The organism is Kribbella pratensis (genome assembly GCF_004365355.1).
GTDB lineage: Bacteria > Actinomycetota > Actinomycetes > Propionibacteriales > Kribbellaceae > Kribbella.
Window position 1 is genome coordinate 585090 of sequence record NZ_SODP01000002.1, and the last position, 15098, is coordinate 600187.

Annotated in this window: 15 protein-coding genes; 8 read left to right on the top strand and 7 right to left on the bottom strand. The window is 68.2% G+C overall.

From position 1 onward, the window contains the following. Nucleotide 1: 1 nt before the first annotated feature. The 3 genes from EV653_RS19390 to mtrA form a co-directional block, all read right to left on the bottom strand. Nucleotides 2–1774 (bottom strand): LpqB family beta-propeller domain-containing protein, encoded by a 1773-nt coding sequence (locus tag EV653_RS19390; RefSeq protein ID WP_134105152.1) that lies wholly within the window; start codon nucleotides 1772–1774, stop codon nucleotides 2–4. Then, the gene (mtrB, locus tag EV653_RS19395; RefSeq protein ID WP_255511052.1) at nucleotides 1771–3417 is read right to left on the bottom strand and encodes an MtrAB system histidine kinase MtrB; all 1647 of its coding nucleotides are present in this window, start codon (nucleotides 3415–3417) and stop codon (nucleotides 1771–1773) included. The genes EV653_RS19390 and mtrB overlap by 4 nt, the downstream gene beginning before the upstream one ends. Nucleotides 3418–3590: 173 nt before the next feature. Beyond that, complete coding sequence (gene mtrA / locus EV653_RS19400; RefSeq protein WP_130445425.1) at nucleotides 3591–4268, bottom strand: MtrAB system response regulator MtrA; 678 nt, start codon at nucleotides 4266–4268, stop codon at nucleotides 3591–3593. A gap of 279 nt (nucleotides 4269–4547) precedes the next feature. Between mtrA and EV653_RS19405 the strand changes: the two genes are divergently transcribed. From EV653_RS19405 to EV653_RS19425, 5 genes are read left to right on the top strand one after another with little or no spacing between them, the layout of a single operon-like run. Continuing rightward, on the top strand, nucleotides 4548–5558 hold the full coding sequence (locus EV653_RS19405) for a hypothetical protein (protein WP_238159894.1): 1011 nt from the start codon (nucleotides 4548–4550) through the stop codon (nucleotides 5556–5558). Beyond that, entirely contained in the window at nucleotides 5555–6187 is a 633-nt protein-coding gene (locus tag EV653_RS19410) for a DUF4129 domain-containing protein (protein WP_238159895.1), read from the top strand. Before EV653_RS19405 ends, EV653_RS19410 begins: the two co-directional genes overlap by 4 nt. 59 nt (nucleotides 6188–6246) lie before the next feature. Next, complete coding sequence (locus EV653_RS19415; RefSeq protein WP_238159896.1) at nucleotides 6247–7326, top strand: DUF4350 domain-containing protein; 1080 nt, start codon at nucleotides 6247–6249, stop codon at nucleotides 7324–7326. Further along, nucleotides 7323–8294 carry an AAA family ATPase gene (locus tag EV653_RS19420; RefSeq protein WP_134105155.1) on the top strand — a complete coding sequence of 324 codons (972 nt, stop codon included), beginning with the start codon at nucleotides 7323–7325 and terminating at the stop codon, nucleotides 8292–8294. Before EV653_RS19415 ends, EV653_RS19420 begins: the two co-directional genes overlap by 4 nt. Beyond that, a complete protein-coding gene (locus tag EV653_RS19425; RefSeq protein WP_134105156.1) occupies nucleotides 8294–9586 on the top strand; it encodes a DUF58 domain-containing protein in 1293 nt (430 codons plus the stop codon). Before EV653_RS19420 ends, EV653_RS19425 begins: the two co-directional genes overlap by 1 nt. Nucleotides 9587–9600: 14 nt before the next feature. On the opposite strand, the gene EV653_RS19430 is transcribed toward EV653_RS19425, so the two are convergent. The 4 genes from EV653_RS19430 to EV653_RS19445 are packed head-to-tail and all read right to left on the bottom strand — an operon-like array spanning nucleotide 9601 to nucleotide 12225. Next, complete coding sequence (locus tag EV653_RS19430; protein WP_134105157.1) at nucleotides 9601–10308, bottom strand: phosphotransferase; 708 nt, start codon at nucleotides 10306–10308, stop codon at nucleotides 9601–9603. After that, nucleotides 10305–11084: a VOC family protein gene (locus EV653_RS19435; RefSeq protein WP_134105158.1), complete on the bottom strand. Its 780-nt coding sequence runs from the start codon at nucleotides 11082–11084 to the stop codon at nucleotides 10305–10307. Before EV653_RS19435 ends, EV653_RS19430 begins: the two co-directional genes overlap by 4 nt. Before the next feature lie 11 nt (nucleotides 11085–11095). Beyond that, nucleotides 11096–11893: a VOC family protein gene (locus EV653_RS19440; protein ID WP_134105159.1), complete on the bottom strand. Its 798-nt coding sequence runs from the start codon at nucleotides 11891–11893 to the stop codon at nucleotides 11096–11098. Further along, nucleotides 11893–12225, bottom strand: a complete 333-nt coding sequence (locus EV653_RS19445; protein WP_134105160.1) for an ArsR/SmtB family transcription factor — start codon at nucleotides 12223–12225, stop codon at nucleotides 11893–11895. Before EV653_RS19445 ends, EV653_RS19440 begins: the two co-directional genes overlap by 1 nt. 19 nt (nucleotides 12226–12244) lie before the next feature. Between EV653_RS19445 and EV653_RS19450 the strand changes: the two genes are divergently transcribed. The 3 genes from EV653_RS19450 to EV653_RS19460 all read left to right on the top strand — a co-directional run bounded on the left by EV653_RS19450 (nucleotide 12245) and on the right by EV653_RS19460 (nucleotide 15096). Beyond that, the gene (locus tag EV653_RS19450; RefSeq protein ID WP_134105161.1) at nucleotides 12245–12676 is read left to right on the top strand and encodes a winged helix-turn-helix domain-containing protein; all 432 of its coding nucleotides are present in this window, start codon (nucleotides 12245–12247) and stop codon (nucleotides 12674–12676) included. Then, nucleotides 12616–14067: an amidase gene (locus tag EV653_RS19455; protein WP_134105162.1), complete on the top strand. Its 1452-nt coding sequence runs from the start codon at nucleotides 12616–12618 to the stop codon at nucleotides 14065–14067. Before EV653_RS19450 ends, EV653_RS19455 begins: the two co-directional genes overlap by 61 nt. A 426-nt stretch (nucleotides 14068–14493) precedes the next feature. Next, nucleotides 14494–15096: a TetR/AcrR family transcriptional regulator gene (locus tag EV653_RS19460; RefSeq protein WP_134105163.1), complete on the top strand. Its 603-nt coding sequence runs from the start codon at nucleotides 14494–14496 to the stop codon at nucleotides 15094–15096. Nucleotides 15097–15098: the final 2 nt, after the last annotated feature.

Consider the following 15098-nt stretch of genomic DNA (forward strand, 5'->3'; position numbering starts at 1 on the left):
GTCAGCCGGGGTACGTCGGGGTGATCGCCGCCGGGCCGCCGCCGACGGAGTCGGGCGAGACCCAGATCAGGTCCCGGCTGAGCCAGTGGATCCGGCCGACGTCGTCCTCGATCACCGGCAGGGTGTCCTTGTTCGGGTTCGAGGCGACGTACTGCGGCCTGAAGTCCGGCGTCGAACCGGGCAGCAGCTGCAGGCTGGAGCCGTCGGTGTTGACCAGCCAGGCCTGCCGGACCGAGTTGCTGGTCAGGTTGCTGGCTCCGATGACCACGATGCCCTGCTTGTTCCAGGCCGCGTCGGTGATGTTGTTGAGCGCCAGCCGCAGCTGACGGAGCTGTGTGAGCACCAGCTGCTTGCCACTGCCGGTGGTCTGGATCGTGCCGGTCTGCACGTAGTTCTGGCCGCCGGACTTCGGTTTCATCACCAGGAGGGCCCGGACACCGTCAGGCGCCATCCGCAGGTCGAGCGGGATGTCGCCCTTGAAGTCGACCGCCACCGAGGTCAGCCGGCCGTCGTGATCGCGGACCCGCAGCCGCGGGTGCGGCGCGGTGGCCCGGTCCAGGATCCACAGGCTGTCCTGGTTGTCGAAGCTCGGCTGCAGCGTCTGGCCCTCGACCTTGATCGGGATGGCGTTGGCGTCCTTGTCGGTGGTGTCCAGCGGCCCGTACAGGACCTCGTTCCCGGCCGCGGTGACGATCGCCCCGGCTTCACCGCGCAAGCTGACCGCGAACGACTGGGCCTTGTGCGCCCACAGCGGACTGGAATTGAGCGGCTGGGCGGCGATGTCGGAGGCCCCGTCCATGCCGACGATCCGCTGCACCTTCTGGCGCTGCAAGCCGTACAGCTTGGTCTGGGACCCGGCCGACACCTGCGGGTCGAACTGGTTGAAGTTGGCGAACGGCAGCACGTCCGGGTCGTCCGGGAGCAGCGGTGCACCGCCGACGGTGATCTTGGCCCGGAGGTTGAGCTGGTTCAGCGTCCAGACGATCTGAGCGGCCAGCAGCCGGCGGTCCTGGTCTCGCAACGCGCCCGCGGTGTCGTTGAGCGCCACAGTGGCCACGCCGAAGTCGACTGGCACAGACACCTGCACCTCGGTACCCGGCGGGGCCAGGGTGACCACGCCGTTGCCGAGCCGGCTGGTCGGGCCTTTCAGCAGCTCCTGGATCAGCTGCGTCGCGCCCTGGCCGGGTGAGAGGTTCTGCGGCAGGTAGACCGGGTCGGGCACCAGGATCTTGAGGCTCGGATTGAAGAAGTACAGGTCGCGAGGCGCTAGCTTCAGGTCGACCTGGTTGCTGCCGAGGTACGCACCCGGCGGGACCGAGTCGACGCGGAACTGCCCGTCGATCTTCTTCAGCTTGAAGAAGAAGTCGGCCCGGTCGGTAGCCGCCGCGGGGATCCACTCACCGCGCTCGCCGATGGTGGCGATCTTCAAGGCGGTCAGCTTGACCCCGTCACCCACGCGCGTGAGCGACTCGGGACTCTGGTCGTAGACCACGGTCTGCGCTTCGGGTTGCCACTTCGCCGCCGCTTCCGGCGTCATGTACTGCCGGGCGACGTCGAAGGCCTGCGAGTCCGACATGGCCTCCAGGAACCCGCTGACGATCGCCATCTCGCTGACGTTCGCCCGCGGCGGCTTCGCCTCGACACCGACACCGCCGAGGTCCTGTGCGCGTCCCTGCCGTTCCCCGCTGCGGATAGTGCCCTTGGTGGGTACGGCGGCGCAGCCCGCGAGCAGTGCTATGGCGGCCAGCAGGACCACGAGCAACCTGTGCCTCACCGGTCCTCACCGCCGTTCAGCTTCTGGTACGGCGCTCCGACGTCGACGAGCTCGGTCACGACGCGGGTGGCGTCAGGCGGCCGGGGCGGCAGCGGCGAACCGGTGAGCGCCGTATCCGGCCGGCGCGGCAGCGTGAGCCGGAAGTACGCACCGTCGCCCGGTGAACCCCAGGCGTCGAGCCGACCGCCGTGCAGCCGGGCGTCCTCGAGTGCGATCGACAGTCCGAGGCCGGTGCCTCCGGTGGTCCGGGCACGGGCCGGGTCGGCCCGCCAGAACCGGCTGAACACCATCTCCGCTTCCTCGGGGCGGAACCCGACACCGTGGTCGCGGACGGCCACGGCGGCAGCGTCCTCGTCGTACGCCGTGCTGATCCGGATCGGCAGGCCTTCGCTGTGCTCGATGGCGTTGCCGATCAGGTTGCGCAAGATCCGCTCGATCCGGCGCGAGTCCACCTTGGCGCGGCACGGCTCCCGCATGTCCAGCTGGACCTCGCAGCCCTTGCGGTGCAGCAGGGTCTCGTGGTTCTCCAGTACCCGGCTGACGATGTCGCGCAGGTCGACGTCCTCCAGGTCGAGGGCAGCAGCGCCCGCGTCGAACCTGCTGATCTCCAGCAGGTCGGCGAGCAGCTCCTCGAACCGGTTGAGCTCGTTCTGCAGCAGTTCGACCGAGCGACGGCTGATCGGGTCGAACTGGTCGCGGGTCTCGTGCAGCAGGTCGGCGGCCATGCGGACGGTGGTCAGCGGGGTCCGCAGCTCGTGGGAGACGTCGGAGACGAACCGGCGCTGCAGCCGGGACAGCTCCTCCAGCCGGCGGATCTGCCGCTGCAGGTTGGAGGCCATCTTGTTGAACGACACCGCCAGGCGAGCGAGGTCGTCCGTCCCCCGGACCTGCATCCGCTCCTCGAGCTTGCCTGCCGCGAGCCGCTCAGCGATCCGCCGTGCCATCCGGACCGGCGTGACGACCTGCCGGGTGACCAGCCAGGCGATAGCACCGAGCAGAACGATCAGGAGCAGACCTGCGGTCACCAGAGCGCGCTGTACGACGTCGAGCGTCTCCTGCTGCGCGGTGAGCGGGAAGAGGAAGTAGATCGCGTACCGGTCGCCGGTGGAGTTGATCCGGATCTGCGAGCCGATCACCAGCCCTGGCACGCTGGGCGCATCGCGGTAGTTGATCTCGGTGTAGGTGTCCCACAGCTTCGAGTCGTCGCTCATCACCGAGGACGCCAGGGCCTCCGGGATCGAGTCGCTGTCGACCAGGCCGGTGTAGCGGATCGCGTTGGAGGCCGCCTGGTCGGTCGGGACCAGCAGAACGTCGTACAGACCAGGGCGGTTGGAGCCGAGGACCAGCTCGGACAACTGCTGGTTGATGGTGTTGCGGTTCGCGGCGTCGATCGTGATCGACAGCTGTGCCAGCTGCGCCCGGACTTCGGCCTGGGCGCTGGTGCGACGTGACTCGAGGACGCCGTCGGTCACCTGGCTCATCATCACCCAGCCGACCAGGATCAGGACCAGCGTCGACATCAGCAAGGTGCCGGTGACGATCCGGGCCTGGATGGAGCGGCGCCAGATGTCGGGCCAGTGCTTGGGATGCGTCCGCCAGATCGGCTGCGGCTGGGCAGACCAGTCCGCCGCGGTGACGGTCAGTTCGAGCTCCGTCCCGCGGGACCCCGGCGCCTCCTGCTCCTGAGGTGCCGTCGACTGCGCCTGCTGTGGACCAGCGTGCTGCCCGGTGTGTTGTCCGGTGTGCTGCTCGGCTACCGGGTCGGTTGCCGGGTCACCAGTGGCAGCCTGCGACTCTTGGCCGCGTCCGTACTCGATCAGTCCGCACCCGCCTTGTATCCGACCCCGCGGACCGTGACCACGATCTCCGGGTGCTCAGGGTCCTTCTCGATCTTGGAGCGCAGCCGCTGGACATGCACGTTCACCAGCCGGGTGTCGGCCGCGTGGCGGTAGCCCCAGACCTGCTCCAGCAGCACCTCGCGGGTGAACACCTGCCAGGGCTTCGACGCCAGGCAGACCAGCAGGTCGAACTCCAGCGGCGTCAGCTGGATCGTCTCGCCGGCCCGCTTCACCGAGTGGCCGGCCACGTCGATGGTGAGGTCGCCGATCGTCAGCGACTCCGGACCGGGCTCGTCCATCCGGCGCAGCCGGGCCCGGATCCGGGCCACCAGCTCCTTCGGCTTGAACGGCTTCACGACGTAGTCGTCGGCGCCGGACTCCAGGCCGAGCACCACGTCCACGGTGTCGCTCTTGGCGGTCAGCATCACGATCGGCACGCCGGACTCGGCCCGGATCGCCCGGCAGACGTCGATCCCGTCCATCCCGGGCAGCATCAGGTCGAGCAGCAGCAGATCGGGCTTGAACTCCCGGAATGCCGGTACCGCCTTGTCACCGGTTGCGACCAGATAGGTGTCGTAGCCTTCGTTGCGCAGCACGATGCTGAGCATCTCCGACAACGCGGTGTCGTCGTCGACGATGAGGATGCGGCCCCGCATCGTCCGGTTACCGTCTGCCACGCCCTACTCCTTGCCGCTCCGTTTGCCGATCCGTTTGCCGTCCGGTCCCGACCGATCGGTGTGCGCCCGGCGGGGTGCCAGGCCGTACGCACTACGGATAGTGTCCCATTCCCCTGGTAGTGCACACGCCGGATCGCCGTGTGACCCCCGAGTTGGGCTGTGATCATCCGGGATCATGGTGCACGGCCGGGGTTCACCACAACTCACGTGCCGGGCCGTAGGACGGTTCAGGGGCTTCATCCGGGGAGGAGGGACGCAGTGGCCGAGCAGAACATGCACCTGCACGACGACGTGGCCACCGAGCCGCTGCGGCCGTGGTTGCCGGCGGATCTGCTCGACAACGCCGCCCGGACGATCTCCGACAACAAGACGATCATGCTCGGCCTTCCGGTGCTCGCCGGGATCGCACTGGTCGCGGTGCAGGCCGTGCTGACCGAGGTCGCCGTACCGGGTGGGCTTCCCGGGTTCTTCGGCTCCGACGACCCGTTCGGACAGGCCGGTGCGGCCCTTCTGCTCACGTACGGCGTCCAGGTGGTCCTGTTCTCGGTCGTGTCGAGCATGCTGTCCGGAATCATCGCTCTGGCCGCGGTGCGGAGTCAGCTGGCGCACCGGGTCGGTCCGCGTGAACTGATGCGGCTGGTGCGACCAGCGCTGCCGGCACTGGCTGTTGTCGGTCTGATGCAGTCGCTGTCGTTCATGCTGCTGATCGGCGGCTGGGGCCTCGCAGTACTCGGGATCGGTGCCGGCGCGGACGCGGCCATCTCGTCCGACGCGGCCGGTGCGGTGGCCGTCGTGATGATGCTGGTCGGCGGCGTCCTCGTGCTGGTCTTCGGGATCAGGCTGGTGCTGGCCGGGACCGTCGTACTGATGGAGGGCCGGCACGCGCCGGACATCGGCCTCTACATTCCCGTCCGGGTCGGTGTCTGGGGAGCGCTGCGGCGGTCCTGGCAGCTGGTGAAGGGCAAGTTCTGGAGGGTGTTCGGGATTCTGCTGTTCGGCGGGCTGGTCGTGCAGATCATCGGCTACGCGCTGCAGTTCGGGATCACGGCCCTGGTTCTCACGCTCGGCTCGTGGGCCGACAGCTCCGGGGCGACGGTGGTGGCCGTTGTCGTCAGTGTGGCCGTGGGGATCCTCACGCTGATGACGCTGATCGCGAGCCTGGCCTTCATGTCCGCCGTACAGGCCCTGATCTACCTGGATCTTCGGGTACGGCGGGAAGGTCTCGACCTGTGGATGCGTCCGGCCCTGCGCGTCGAGGAGACTGCGTGATCCTTTTCCTGCACGAGCCGCCCGTCGACATCGACAGGGAGCGCGCCGCGCGCGAGGCGGCCGAGGAGCTGTCCAAGTCGACGTACCGGGACTCCGGCGGTTCGCTGATCCAGAGGGCGATTGGCAAGGTGCTGGACTGGATCGGCGACCTGCTGAACAGCCTGACCGGCTCATCTCCTAACGGGCACGCCGGTCTGGCCATGCTGATCGCTTTGCTCGTGCTGGTGGTGCTCGTAGTCCTCTGGCGAGCCGGAGTACTGCGCACCAGCCGCAGAGTGAAGTCGCAGGCCGTTTTCGACACAGCCCGGGCCGCCAGCGCGGCGGAGTACCGCGCGCTGGCGGAGCGGGAGGTTGCGTCCGGGGACTACGCGCAGGCGATCCGCAGCCGGTTCCGCGCCTGCGTCGCGGAGCTGACCGAGCGGACCGTGCTCGACGAGCGGGCAGGACGTACGGCGTACGAGGTGGTTGCCGATGCCTCGCGGATCGCGCCCGTACTGCGGGAACCGCTGCAGCCGGCCGCGCTCGTCTTCACAGAAGTTGTCTACGGCAACCGTCCGGGGACGCCGGAGCGGTACGCCGCTGTTGTCGCTGCTGACGACGCGGCACGGACTGCTCGGGTGAGTGTATGAGCACGCCGCTCGGGCGGAGCGCCGGTGAGAGCTGGCGAGTGCTGAGGACGCCACTGCTTGTGACTGGGCTGATTGTGCTCGCTGCGATCGTCGTCCTGATCGCTACCTCGGCACGGACGTCAGGGCCGTTCAGTCCGGATTCCACGGACTCGGACGGGGCGCGGGCGCTGGCTGCATTGCTGAAGAACCACGGCGTCGACGTCCACAGCACCGAGACGCTGGACGACGCCGTACAGCCAGGTGAGGGCAAGGCGCTCATCATCGGCCCGGCCGGCTCGCTCGGTCGCCCTGACCTAGAGCGGATCGCTCAGGCTCGCTGGAGCCACCTGGTGCTCATTCGGCCCGGTAGCCGAGCGCTGGAGATCCTGGCGCCGGGTGTGCAGCAGACGGGCGATGTGTTGTCGTCACGCAGTCGAGAGGCTGGGTGCGACCTGCCGGCCGCCGTTCGAGCAGGCACGGTCACTGTCAGCGGGCCGACGTACAGCGCACCCCCAGCGGCCGTCGCCTGCTACGGCGATGGCATCAACAACACCGTGGTCCGATTGGAGGTCGGCGACCGGATTGTCGATGTTGTCGGTACGCCGACGTCGTTCACCAACGCTCAGCTGGCCGACGATGGCAACGCCGCACTGGCGCTCGACCTGATCGGCACGCACCAGGACCTGACCTGGTACCTGCCGCAGTTCGAGTCGACGGGCACCGGCACCGGTGACTCCGGTGGTGCGCCGCTGATTCCGCCGGATGTTCGCTACATCGCATGGGCGTTGGCGTTCGCAGTACTGGTCGTGGCGATCTGGCGTGGACGGCGGCTCGGTCCGGTCGTGGCTGAGCGGCTGCCGGTGATCGTGCACGCGGCGGAGACGACGGAGGGCCGGGCCCGGCTCTATCGACGCTCACGGGCTCGGGACCGCGCTGCGGCGGCACTGCGCGAGTCAGCGCTCGGCCAGCTGCACAAGGCGCACGGCATCCCACGGCGGGCCGATCCGTCGGCAGTCGTGGCGACAGTGGCCGCGCGGACGGGGCGGGACCCAATCATGCTGTACGAACTGCTCTACGGCCTGCCGCCGCTCTCTGACGCTGCTCTGATGTCTTTGTCCCATGAACTCGACGTACTGACGCAGGAGGTACGGAAACCGTGACGACTACCGAAGTCACCGCCGAACAGGCCCGGCTGGCGCTGGTCGCGCTGCGGACCGAGATCGGCAAGGCGGTGGTCGGCCAGGACACTGCGGTGACCGCACTGGTGCTCGCCCTGCTCTGCCGCGGCCACGTGCTGCTGGAGGGCGTGCCTGGTACGGCGAAGACGCTGATGGTGCGAGCACTGTCGATGGCAATGCGGCTGAACACCAAGCGCGTGCAGTTCACCCCGGACCTGATGCCGGGTGATGTCACCGGTTCGCTGGTGTACGACGCGAAGACCTCGGAGTTCGAGTTCCGTCCCGGGCCGGTGTTCACGAACATCCTGCTGGCGGACGAGATCAACCGGACACCGCCGAAGACGCAGGCGGCGTTGCTGGAGGCAATGGAAGAGCGACAGGTCACCGTGGACGGTGAGCCGCGCAAGCTGCCCATGCCGTTCGTCGTGGCCGCGACGCAGAACCCCGTCGAGTACGAGGGCACCTATCCGTTACCGGAGGCCCAGCTGGACCGGTTCCTGCTCAAGGTGACGCTGGACATCCCGCCGCGCGATGCGGAGATCGCAGTACTCGCCCGTCATGCACAGGGGTTCGATCCGCGGGACCTGGAGGCGGCTGGGCTACGCCCGGTGGCCGGACCGGAGGATTTGCTGGCCGGACAGAACGCAGTACGGCGGGTTGCGGTGCGGGACGACGTACTGGCCTATGTGGTGGACCTGTGCCGTGCGACGCGGCAGTCTCCGTCGCTGCAGCTCGGGGTGTCGCCGCGTGGCGCTACTGCGTTGCTGGCGGTGTCGCGGGCGTGGGCGTGGCTGTCCGGGCGGGACTACGTGATTCCGGATGATGTGAAGGCGATGGCGCGTCCTTGCCTTCGGCATCGAGTCCAGGTCCGCCCTGAGGCCGAGCTCGAGGGTGTGAGCGCGGACGCCGTACTGGAGAGCGTTCTCGCCACGGTGCCGGTGCCGCGCTGATGGTGCTCACCGGGCGGGCTGGGGTGCTGGCTGCGGCCGGCGTGGTGTTCGTTGCCCTGGTGATGCCGTCGTGGACTGGGGTCGGTCTGGTCGTTGCCGTTGTGCTGGTGGTGTGTGGGGTCGACATGCTGCTGGCCGGTTCGCCACGGCGGCTGCAGTTCAGCCGGAACGGGGACAACGCCGTACGGCTTGGTGAGCAGGCCGTTGTGCAGTTGCTGGTGACGAACCCGGGTCGGCGGGTGCGCGGGTGGTTGCGGGACGCCTGGCCGCCTTCGGCCGGCGTACAGGACCCGCCGCACAAGCTGGACCTGCCGTCTGGCGAGCGTCGGCGGTTGGTGACGCATCTGGTGCCGACTCGGCGGGGCGATCGGCATGCGGTGCGGGTGACTGTGCGGGCGTTCGGGCCGATGGGGTTCGCGGGGCGGCAGGGATCGCACGAGGTGCCGTGGACGGTGCGTGCTTTGCCGCCGTACAAGAGCCGGAAGCATCTGCCTTCGCGGTTGGCGCGGTTGCGGGAGCTGGACGGGCGTACTGCGTTGTTGGTGCGCGGGCAGGGGACGGAGTTCGATTCGCTGCGCGACTATGTGCCTGGGGACGACGTACGCAGCATCGACTGGCGGGCCACGGCTCGGCGCGGGAACGTCGTACTGCGGACCTGGCGGCCGGAGCGGGATCGGCAGGTCGTCATCGTGATCGACTCCGGTCGGTTGTCTGCGGGGCGGGTCGGGGATGCGCCGCGGCTGGACCATGCGATGGACGCCGCGTTGCTCCTGGCCGCGTTGGCCACGCGGGCCGGGGACCGGGTTTCGTTGCTGGCATGCGACAGCGCGGTGCGTGCCGACGTACGGCGTCCCGCACCGCAGGATGTGCTGCCGTCGTTCGTGAACGCGCTGGCGAACGTCCAGGCCGAGCTCGTGCAGACGGACTTCCGCATTGTTGTGTCGCAGGTGCTGGAGCGGTTGGGTCAGCGGTCGCTCGTGGTGTTGCTGACCGGTCTGGACCCTGCCGTCATCGAGGAGTCCTTGCTGCCTGTCATCGGCCCGCTCCTACGGCGGCACGTCGTAGTACTGGCGTCGGTGGCCGACCCGCGCCTGACCGAACTCGAGTCCGCCCGCACCGACCTACCTGAGGTCTACGCCGCAGCATCCGCCGCCCGCACCCGCCTCGACCGAGACCGCCTCACCGCCACCCTCACCCGCGCCGGCGTCACGGTAGTCGACGAAAACCCCGACCACATAGCCCCCACCCTCGCCGACACCTACCTGTCGCTGAAGAAGGCCGGCCGCCTGTAAACGCCCCCGGCGTGCTACGCGGGCAGGCTTGTCGCCAGCGCCGCTTCGAAGGTGTCGCGGTTGGCGGCTGTGAAGTTGTGTTCGCGGTGGGACCAGGCGATGCGTTCGGCTGCATCGGCTGGGTCACAGGGGGTTCGAGTCCAGAAGTCGGCGTTCTGGAGTTGGCGGGTGAGGGTGGCGTGGATGAGGTGTGCACGGTCGGCGGCGGGTAGGCCGTAGGCGTCTGCCAGGACGCGGACCTGGTGAGCCTGGCGCACGGGGTCGCCGTGTTTGGAGGCTATGCACCAGGTCCAGGCGGCGTACCCGACGTCTTCGAGCGGGTCGCCGGGAGCGGCCAAGTCGAAGTCGATGAGGGCGGCTGGGAGATCGTTCTGGAAGACGAAGTTGTTGGGGCCTGGGTCGTGGTGGCAGATGACGGGGTGCGTGGCTGCCAAGCGGCTGTTGCGGGTGGCGTCGTGGAAGGCGCGCAACAACGAGCCCGCTCCGGCGACCTGCTCGTCGGACCAGCGTTGGAAGCGGGCGGGTACCCAACCGTCTAGGTACGTGAGTATCTCGCGGCCGGACTCGTCGACGCCGAGGTGCTTCGGGGCGGCGGTGAAGCCTCGTTCTTCCAGCAAATGCAGGAGTTCTGCGGTCAGCGGACCGGCAGGGCGGCGTACGGTGCGACCGACGCGCACGACGCCTGGCGTCATCCGTCCACCGGCCAGTGGCTCTTCGGTCATGGCATGGCGGGGCGGGCTTGGGTGAAGGTCCAGTGGTGGCCTTCGAGGTCCTCGGCGTCGTAGGAGCGGTAGCCGTGCTGGTGGATCTCCGACAGGATCTTGGCGCCGTTCTCCTGGCTGTGGGCGAAGTGGGCGTCGAGGTCGTCGACGTACACCCAGACAGCATGGTCCAGCTGGGCGACACGCTTCTCCGTCAGCTTGAACAGCATGATCGAGCGCGACCCGACCTGCAGCTCGATCCACGACGGGTCGCTGCCGTTCCAGGGTTCGAGGCCGAAGGCGTTGTGCAGCCAGCGGGCGGCTGCGGGCGGATCCTCGTAGTACAAGGCGATTGCGAGTCGATCGGCCTCACGCGGCACGTCGTGCCGCCGCTCGAGCCACTCCGGGATCCAGTGGATGACGTTGCGCCAGAAGTAGAACGCCTTCTCGCCACCCGGGAGCAGCGACTGTACGACGGTGACGCGGCAACCTTCATCGATCGCTTCGAAGTCGATCCGGGTCTCGGTGTCGTCGACCGAGCTGCGGTACGCGAAGAGCGCGCCGGGCTCCCAGTCGGTGATCTTGCCGAGTTCGAGGACGTCGTCCGGCGGCGAGTACACCTCGAGGATGCGTCCGCCGACACCCGGTTCGATCTGCATTGCGGTCGCGCGCGCCGCATCGAAGAAGTTGATCGGGCCGCGGACCCACCACAGGTCGATGTCCTCGGTGAACACCTTGAACGCGGTCGCCGGATCGACGCCGACCTCGATGGACGCGGTGGCTGATGCTTCGGTCATCAGGACTCGTTTCAGGGTTGGGTCGGGCGGGCTTGGAGGAAGGTCCAGCGATGGCCGTCGAGGTCCTCGGCTTCGTACGAACGGAAGCCGTACTGATGGATCTCCTGGACGATCGTGGCGCCGTTCTCCTGGCTGTGCGTGAAGTGCGCGTCGAGGTCGTCGACGTACACCCACGCGGCATGATCCGCGGCCGGCGGGCCAGGTTCGGTTCGTTTGAGGAGGATGATCGAGCAGGCTCCGGCGTGGAGCTCGATCCAGCTCGGTTGGCGGCCTTCGTCGGGGATGCGGTCCCACGTCTCCAAGCCGAAGACGGTGTGCAGCCAGCGTGCCGCGGCGGCGGGATCGTCGTACGACAAGGCGATTGCAAGCCGTCCGACCTCGCGGGGCGTCGACGGCGCGGTGTCGCGGCGCGTGACCCAGGCCGGGAACCAGTACAGGACGTTCTGCCACGAGTAGTCGGCCCTGGTGCCGCCCTCGACCAGCGCTTCGACCACGGTGACCCGCGTGCCGCCGTCGATCGGAGCGAAGGTGATGGTGGTCTCGGTGTCGTCGACCGAACTGCGGTACTCCAGGCGTTCACCCGGCTCCCAGGCCGTGATCACGCCACGTTCCAGCGCGTCATCGGCGTACACCTCGAGGATGCGGCCGCCGACGCCCGGCTCGATGCGTACTTCGATCGCGCGGGCCGAATCCCAGAAGTTGATCGGCCCGCGTACCCACCACAGGTCGATCTCCTCGGTGAAGATCTTGAACGCGGCCGGCGGCGCGACGGGTACCTCGACCGCGACCTCGACGGACTGCTCGGTCATCAGGACTCCTTCTGCTCGACGTGGCGCTTGAACGAGCCCAACTGGTCACGCCAATGCGCCTGGACCTGATCCAGCCAGGCCTGGACGGCGACCACGGGCTCCGGATTGAGCCGGAAGACACGAACGCGGGCATCGTCCGGCACCCGCTCATCGGCCACCAGTCCGGCCTCCAGCAGGATCCGCAGATGCCGGCTCATCGCCGGCGAAGACGCCCCCGTCGCCACCGCCAACTGCCCCGCCCGCCGCGGCCCCTCCCCCAGCAACCGCACAACCTGCCGCCGCGTCGGATCCGCTAACACCTCGAAAAACCGATCCACAGCATCTTCCGCCATATCGCAATAGTTCTACCATTTGTTAACTATTGTCAACCACCAGAACCATGCGGAAGCCCGGCGCGCGGCAGTCGAGTTGCCGACCGAGGGTCGGGTCGCGCTCGAACGGCTGATCGGACGTGGGCGTGCGGAGCTGCTGTCACGGCTGACTCGTCCGGGGACGGCGAGTGAATTGGCTCGAGAGCTTGGGCTGTCGCTGGGTACGGTCGGCCGGCATCTGCGGATCCTGCGTGACGCCGGGCTGATCGTCGGGCTGCGTGAAGGCCACAAGGTCGTCTATCGGGTGACTGTGCGCGGGGCGGAGCTGGTTCGGTCAGGAAAGACGCGTTCTGTCCCGTTGCGTGAAGTGGTATTTCGTGGCTTCGATCGGGGCTGGTTAGCGTCCAATTCATGGAGTGGATTTTTCGGACGGCCGAAGAGTTGCTGGCCGCACTGCGAGCCGGTGAAGTGAGTTCGGCGGAACTGACCGATGAGGCGATTGCGCGGATCGAGCGCGAGGACAAGGCGATCAACGCGATCTGCGTGCCGGACTTCGAGCGTGCGCGGGCCGCGGCGCGTGATGCCGACGAGGCGCGCGCCCGCGGCGAGGACCGCCCGCTGCTCGGTGTTCCGGTGACGGTCAAGGAGTCGTACAACGTGGCTGGGCTGCCCACGACCTGGGGTATGCCGCAACACCGGGACTATGTGCCGGCCGAGGACGCCGAACAGGTGTCGCGGCTCAAGGCGGCGGGCGCGGTCGTGCTGGGTAAAACCAACGTGCCATTGGGGCTGCAAGACATCCAGAGCTTCAACGAGCTCTACGGCACCACCAACAATCCGTGGGATCACGAGCGTACGTCGGGAGGTTCGTCCGGCGGATCAGCGGCGGCCCTCGCGTCCGGCTTCGGCGCGCTGTCCATCGGCTCCGACCTTGCCGGTTCGCTGCGTACCCCGGCGCATTTCTGCGGCATCTATGCGCACAAGCCGACCCTCGGACTGGCGGCAACCCGCGGCATGGTCGCGCCGCCGGCACCGCCCTGGCCGATCGACCTCGACCTCGCCGTCGTCGGTCCGATGGCGCGCTCTGCCCGCGACCTCACGCTCCTGCTCGACGTCATGGCCGGACCGGACCCGCTGACGCACGGCCTTGCGTACGACGTGAAGCTGCCGCCCGCACGTCACGAGCGGCTGAGCGACTTCCGGGTCCTGGTCGTCGACGAGCACCCGCTCATCCCGACCGGGTCCGCCGTACGGGCCGGCGTGAACCGGGTGGCCGACGCGCTTGCCAACGGCGGCGCCCGTGTCGAACGGCATACTCCGCTGCTACCCGATCTGACCGAAGGCGCCTTGATTTACATGCAGTTGCTGTTCTCGGGATCTGTCGCACGTTTTCCCGTCGACGCCTATGCGGAGCTGCGGACCCGCGCCGCCGCACTGAGCCCGGACGACCAGAGTCTCGACGCGGCGCAGCTGCGCGCGATGGTGTTCAGCCACCGCGACTGGATCGAGACCAACAACCGCCGTGAGATCCACCGTCAGGGTTGGCGGGAGCTCTTCGCCGAGTTCGATGTCGTGGTGTGCCCGATCACGCCGACCCCCGCGTTCCCGCACGACCACAACCCCAACCCACTGGAACGCCGGATCGACATCGACGGCGTCGACCACCCGTACTTCAACCAACTCGTCTGGGCCGGCGTCCCCACCATGCCCGGCCTCCCCGCCACCGCCATCCCAACAGGCCCGTCCCCCGAGGGTCTGCCGGTCGGCGTGCAACTCATCGGCCCACTGTTCGAGGACCGCACCCCACTGAGACTCGCCGAACTACTCGAACCAAAGCTCGGCGGCTTCCAGCCACCGCGGTAGGCCTGCGCGATCCCCTCAACAGCCGGACCGCCCCTTCGGCATCACCCCTGAGCAGGCCGACTCGAGTCGAGTCGTGGCGATTGGTCCGCCTCCCCAAGCGCGAGTCGTGACGATTGGCTGCATTTCACCAGCCAGTCCTCACGACTCGCGGCACGCCCAGGGAACCACCTTCACCGCGAGCGGCAGCTCGCATCGGCCGGCGACAGCCGGCAAGTCCGGCGTTGGCCGCTAGACCCGGGGGGTGGCCGGAAAGGGTGTACGGCGCTGAGCCGGGAGCTGGCGGGGCGTGGAGCGGGTGCGCTGAGGAGCGAAGCGACGAAGAAAGCGCCTGTGGAGCACGCGGGGAAACACCCAAGAGAGACACGTTCGGCTTGACTACACGATCGTGTAGTAGTTTGCTTTTGTGTGTAGGGAGAGGAGTGGGCTGTGGATCGGGCGGCGGAGGATCTGACGGCGCGGGCTCGGATTCGGGATGCGGCGATCACGTTGTTCGGGGAGCGAGGGATCGAAGGCGCCTCGATCCGGGATATCGCCGCGGAGGCGGGGGTGTCGTCCGGGCTCGTCAGGCATCACTTCGGGTCGAAGGAAGCGTTGCGGGACGCCTGTGACCGGTACGCGAAAGAGCGCATGATCCAGATCGGCGCGGAGCTCACGCAGGACGGTGACCTGACCGGGCTGGATCCGCTCGCGCTGCATCCGATCGCGTTTCCGCTGCAGTTGTACCTCGTTCGCTCGATGATGGACGGCTCCGAGACCGCGACCGCGCTGTTCCTCGAAGGGGTCGACGCGGTCGAGGCCTGGGCCGCCGGGTACGGCATCACCCCGAAGGATCCCCGCGGGTACGCCGCCGCGCTGGCTGCGATCAAGCTCAGCGTCCTCATCCTGCGCGATCAGGTCTCGAAGGCGCTCGGCGAGGACATCACCACCCCGGCGGGCTACAACCGGATCGGTCAGGCCCTGATGGAGGTCTTCACGATCCCGCTACTCACTCCGGAACAAGTCGAGAAGATTCGGAAACAGGAGAAGTGATC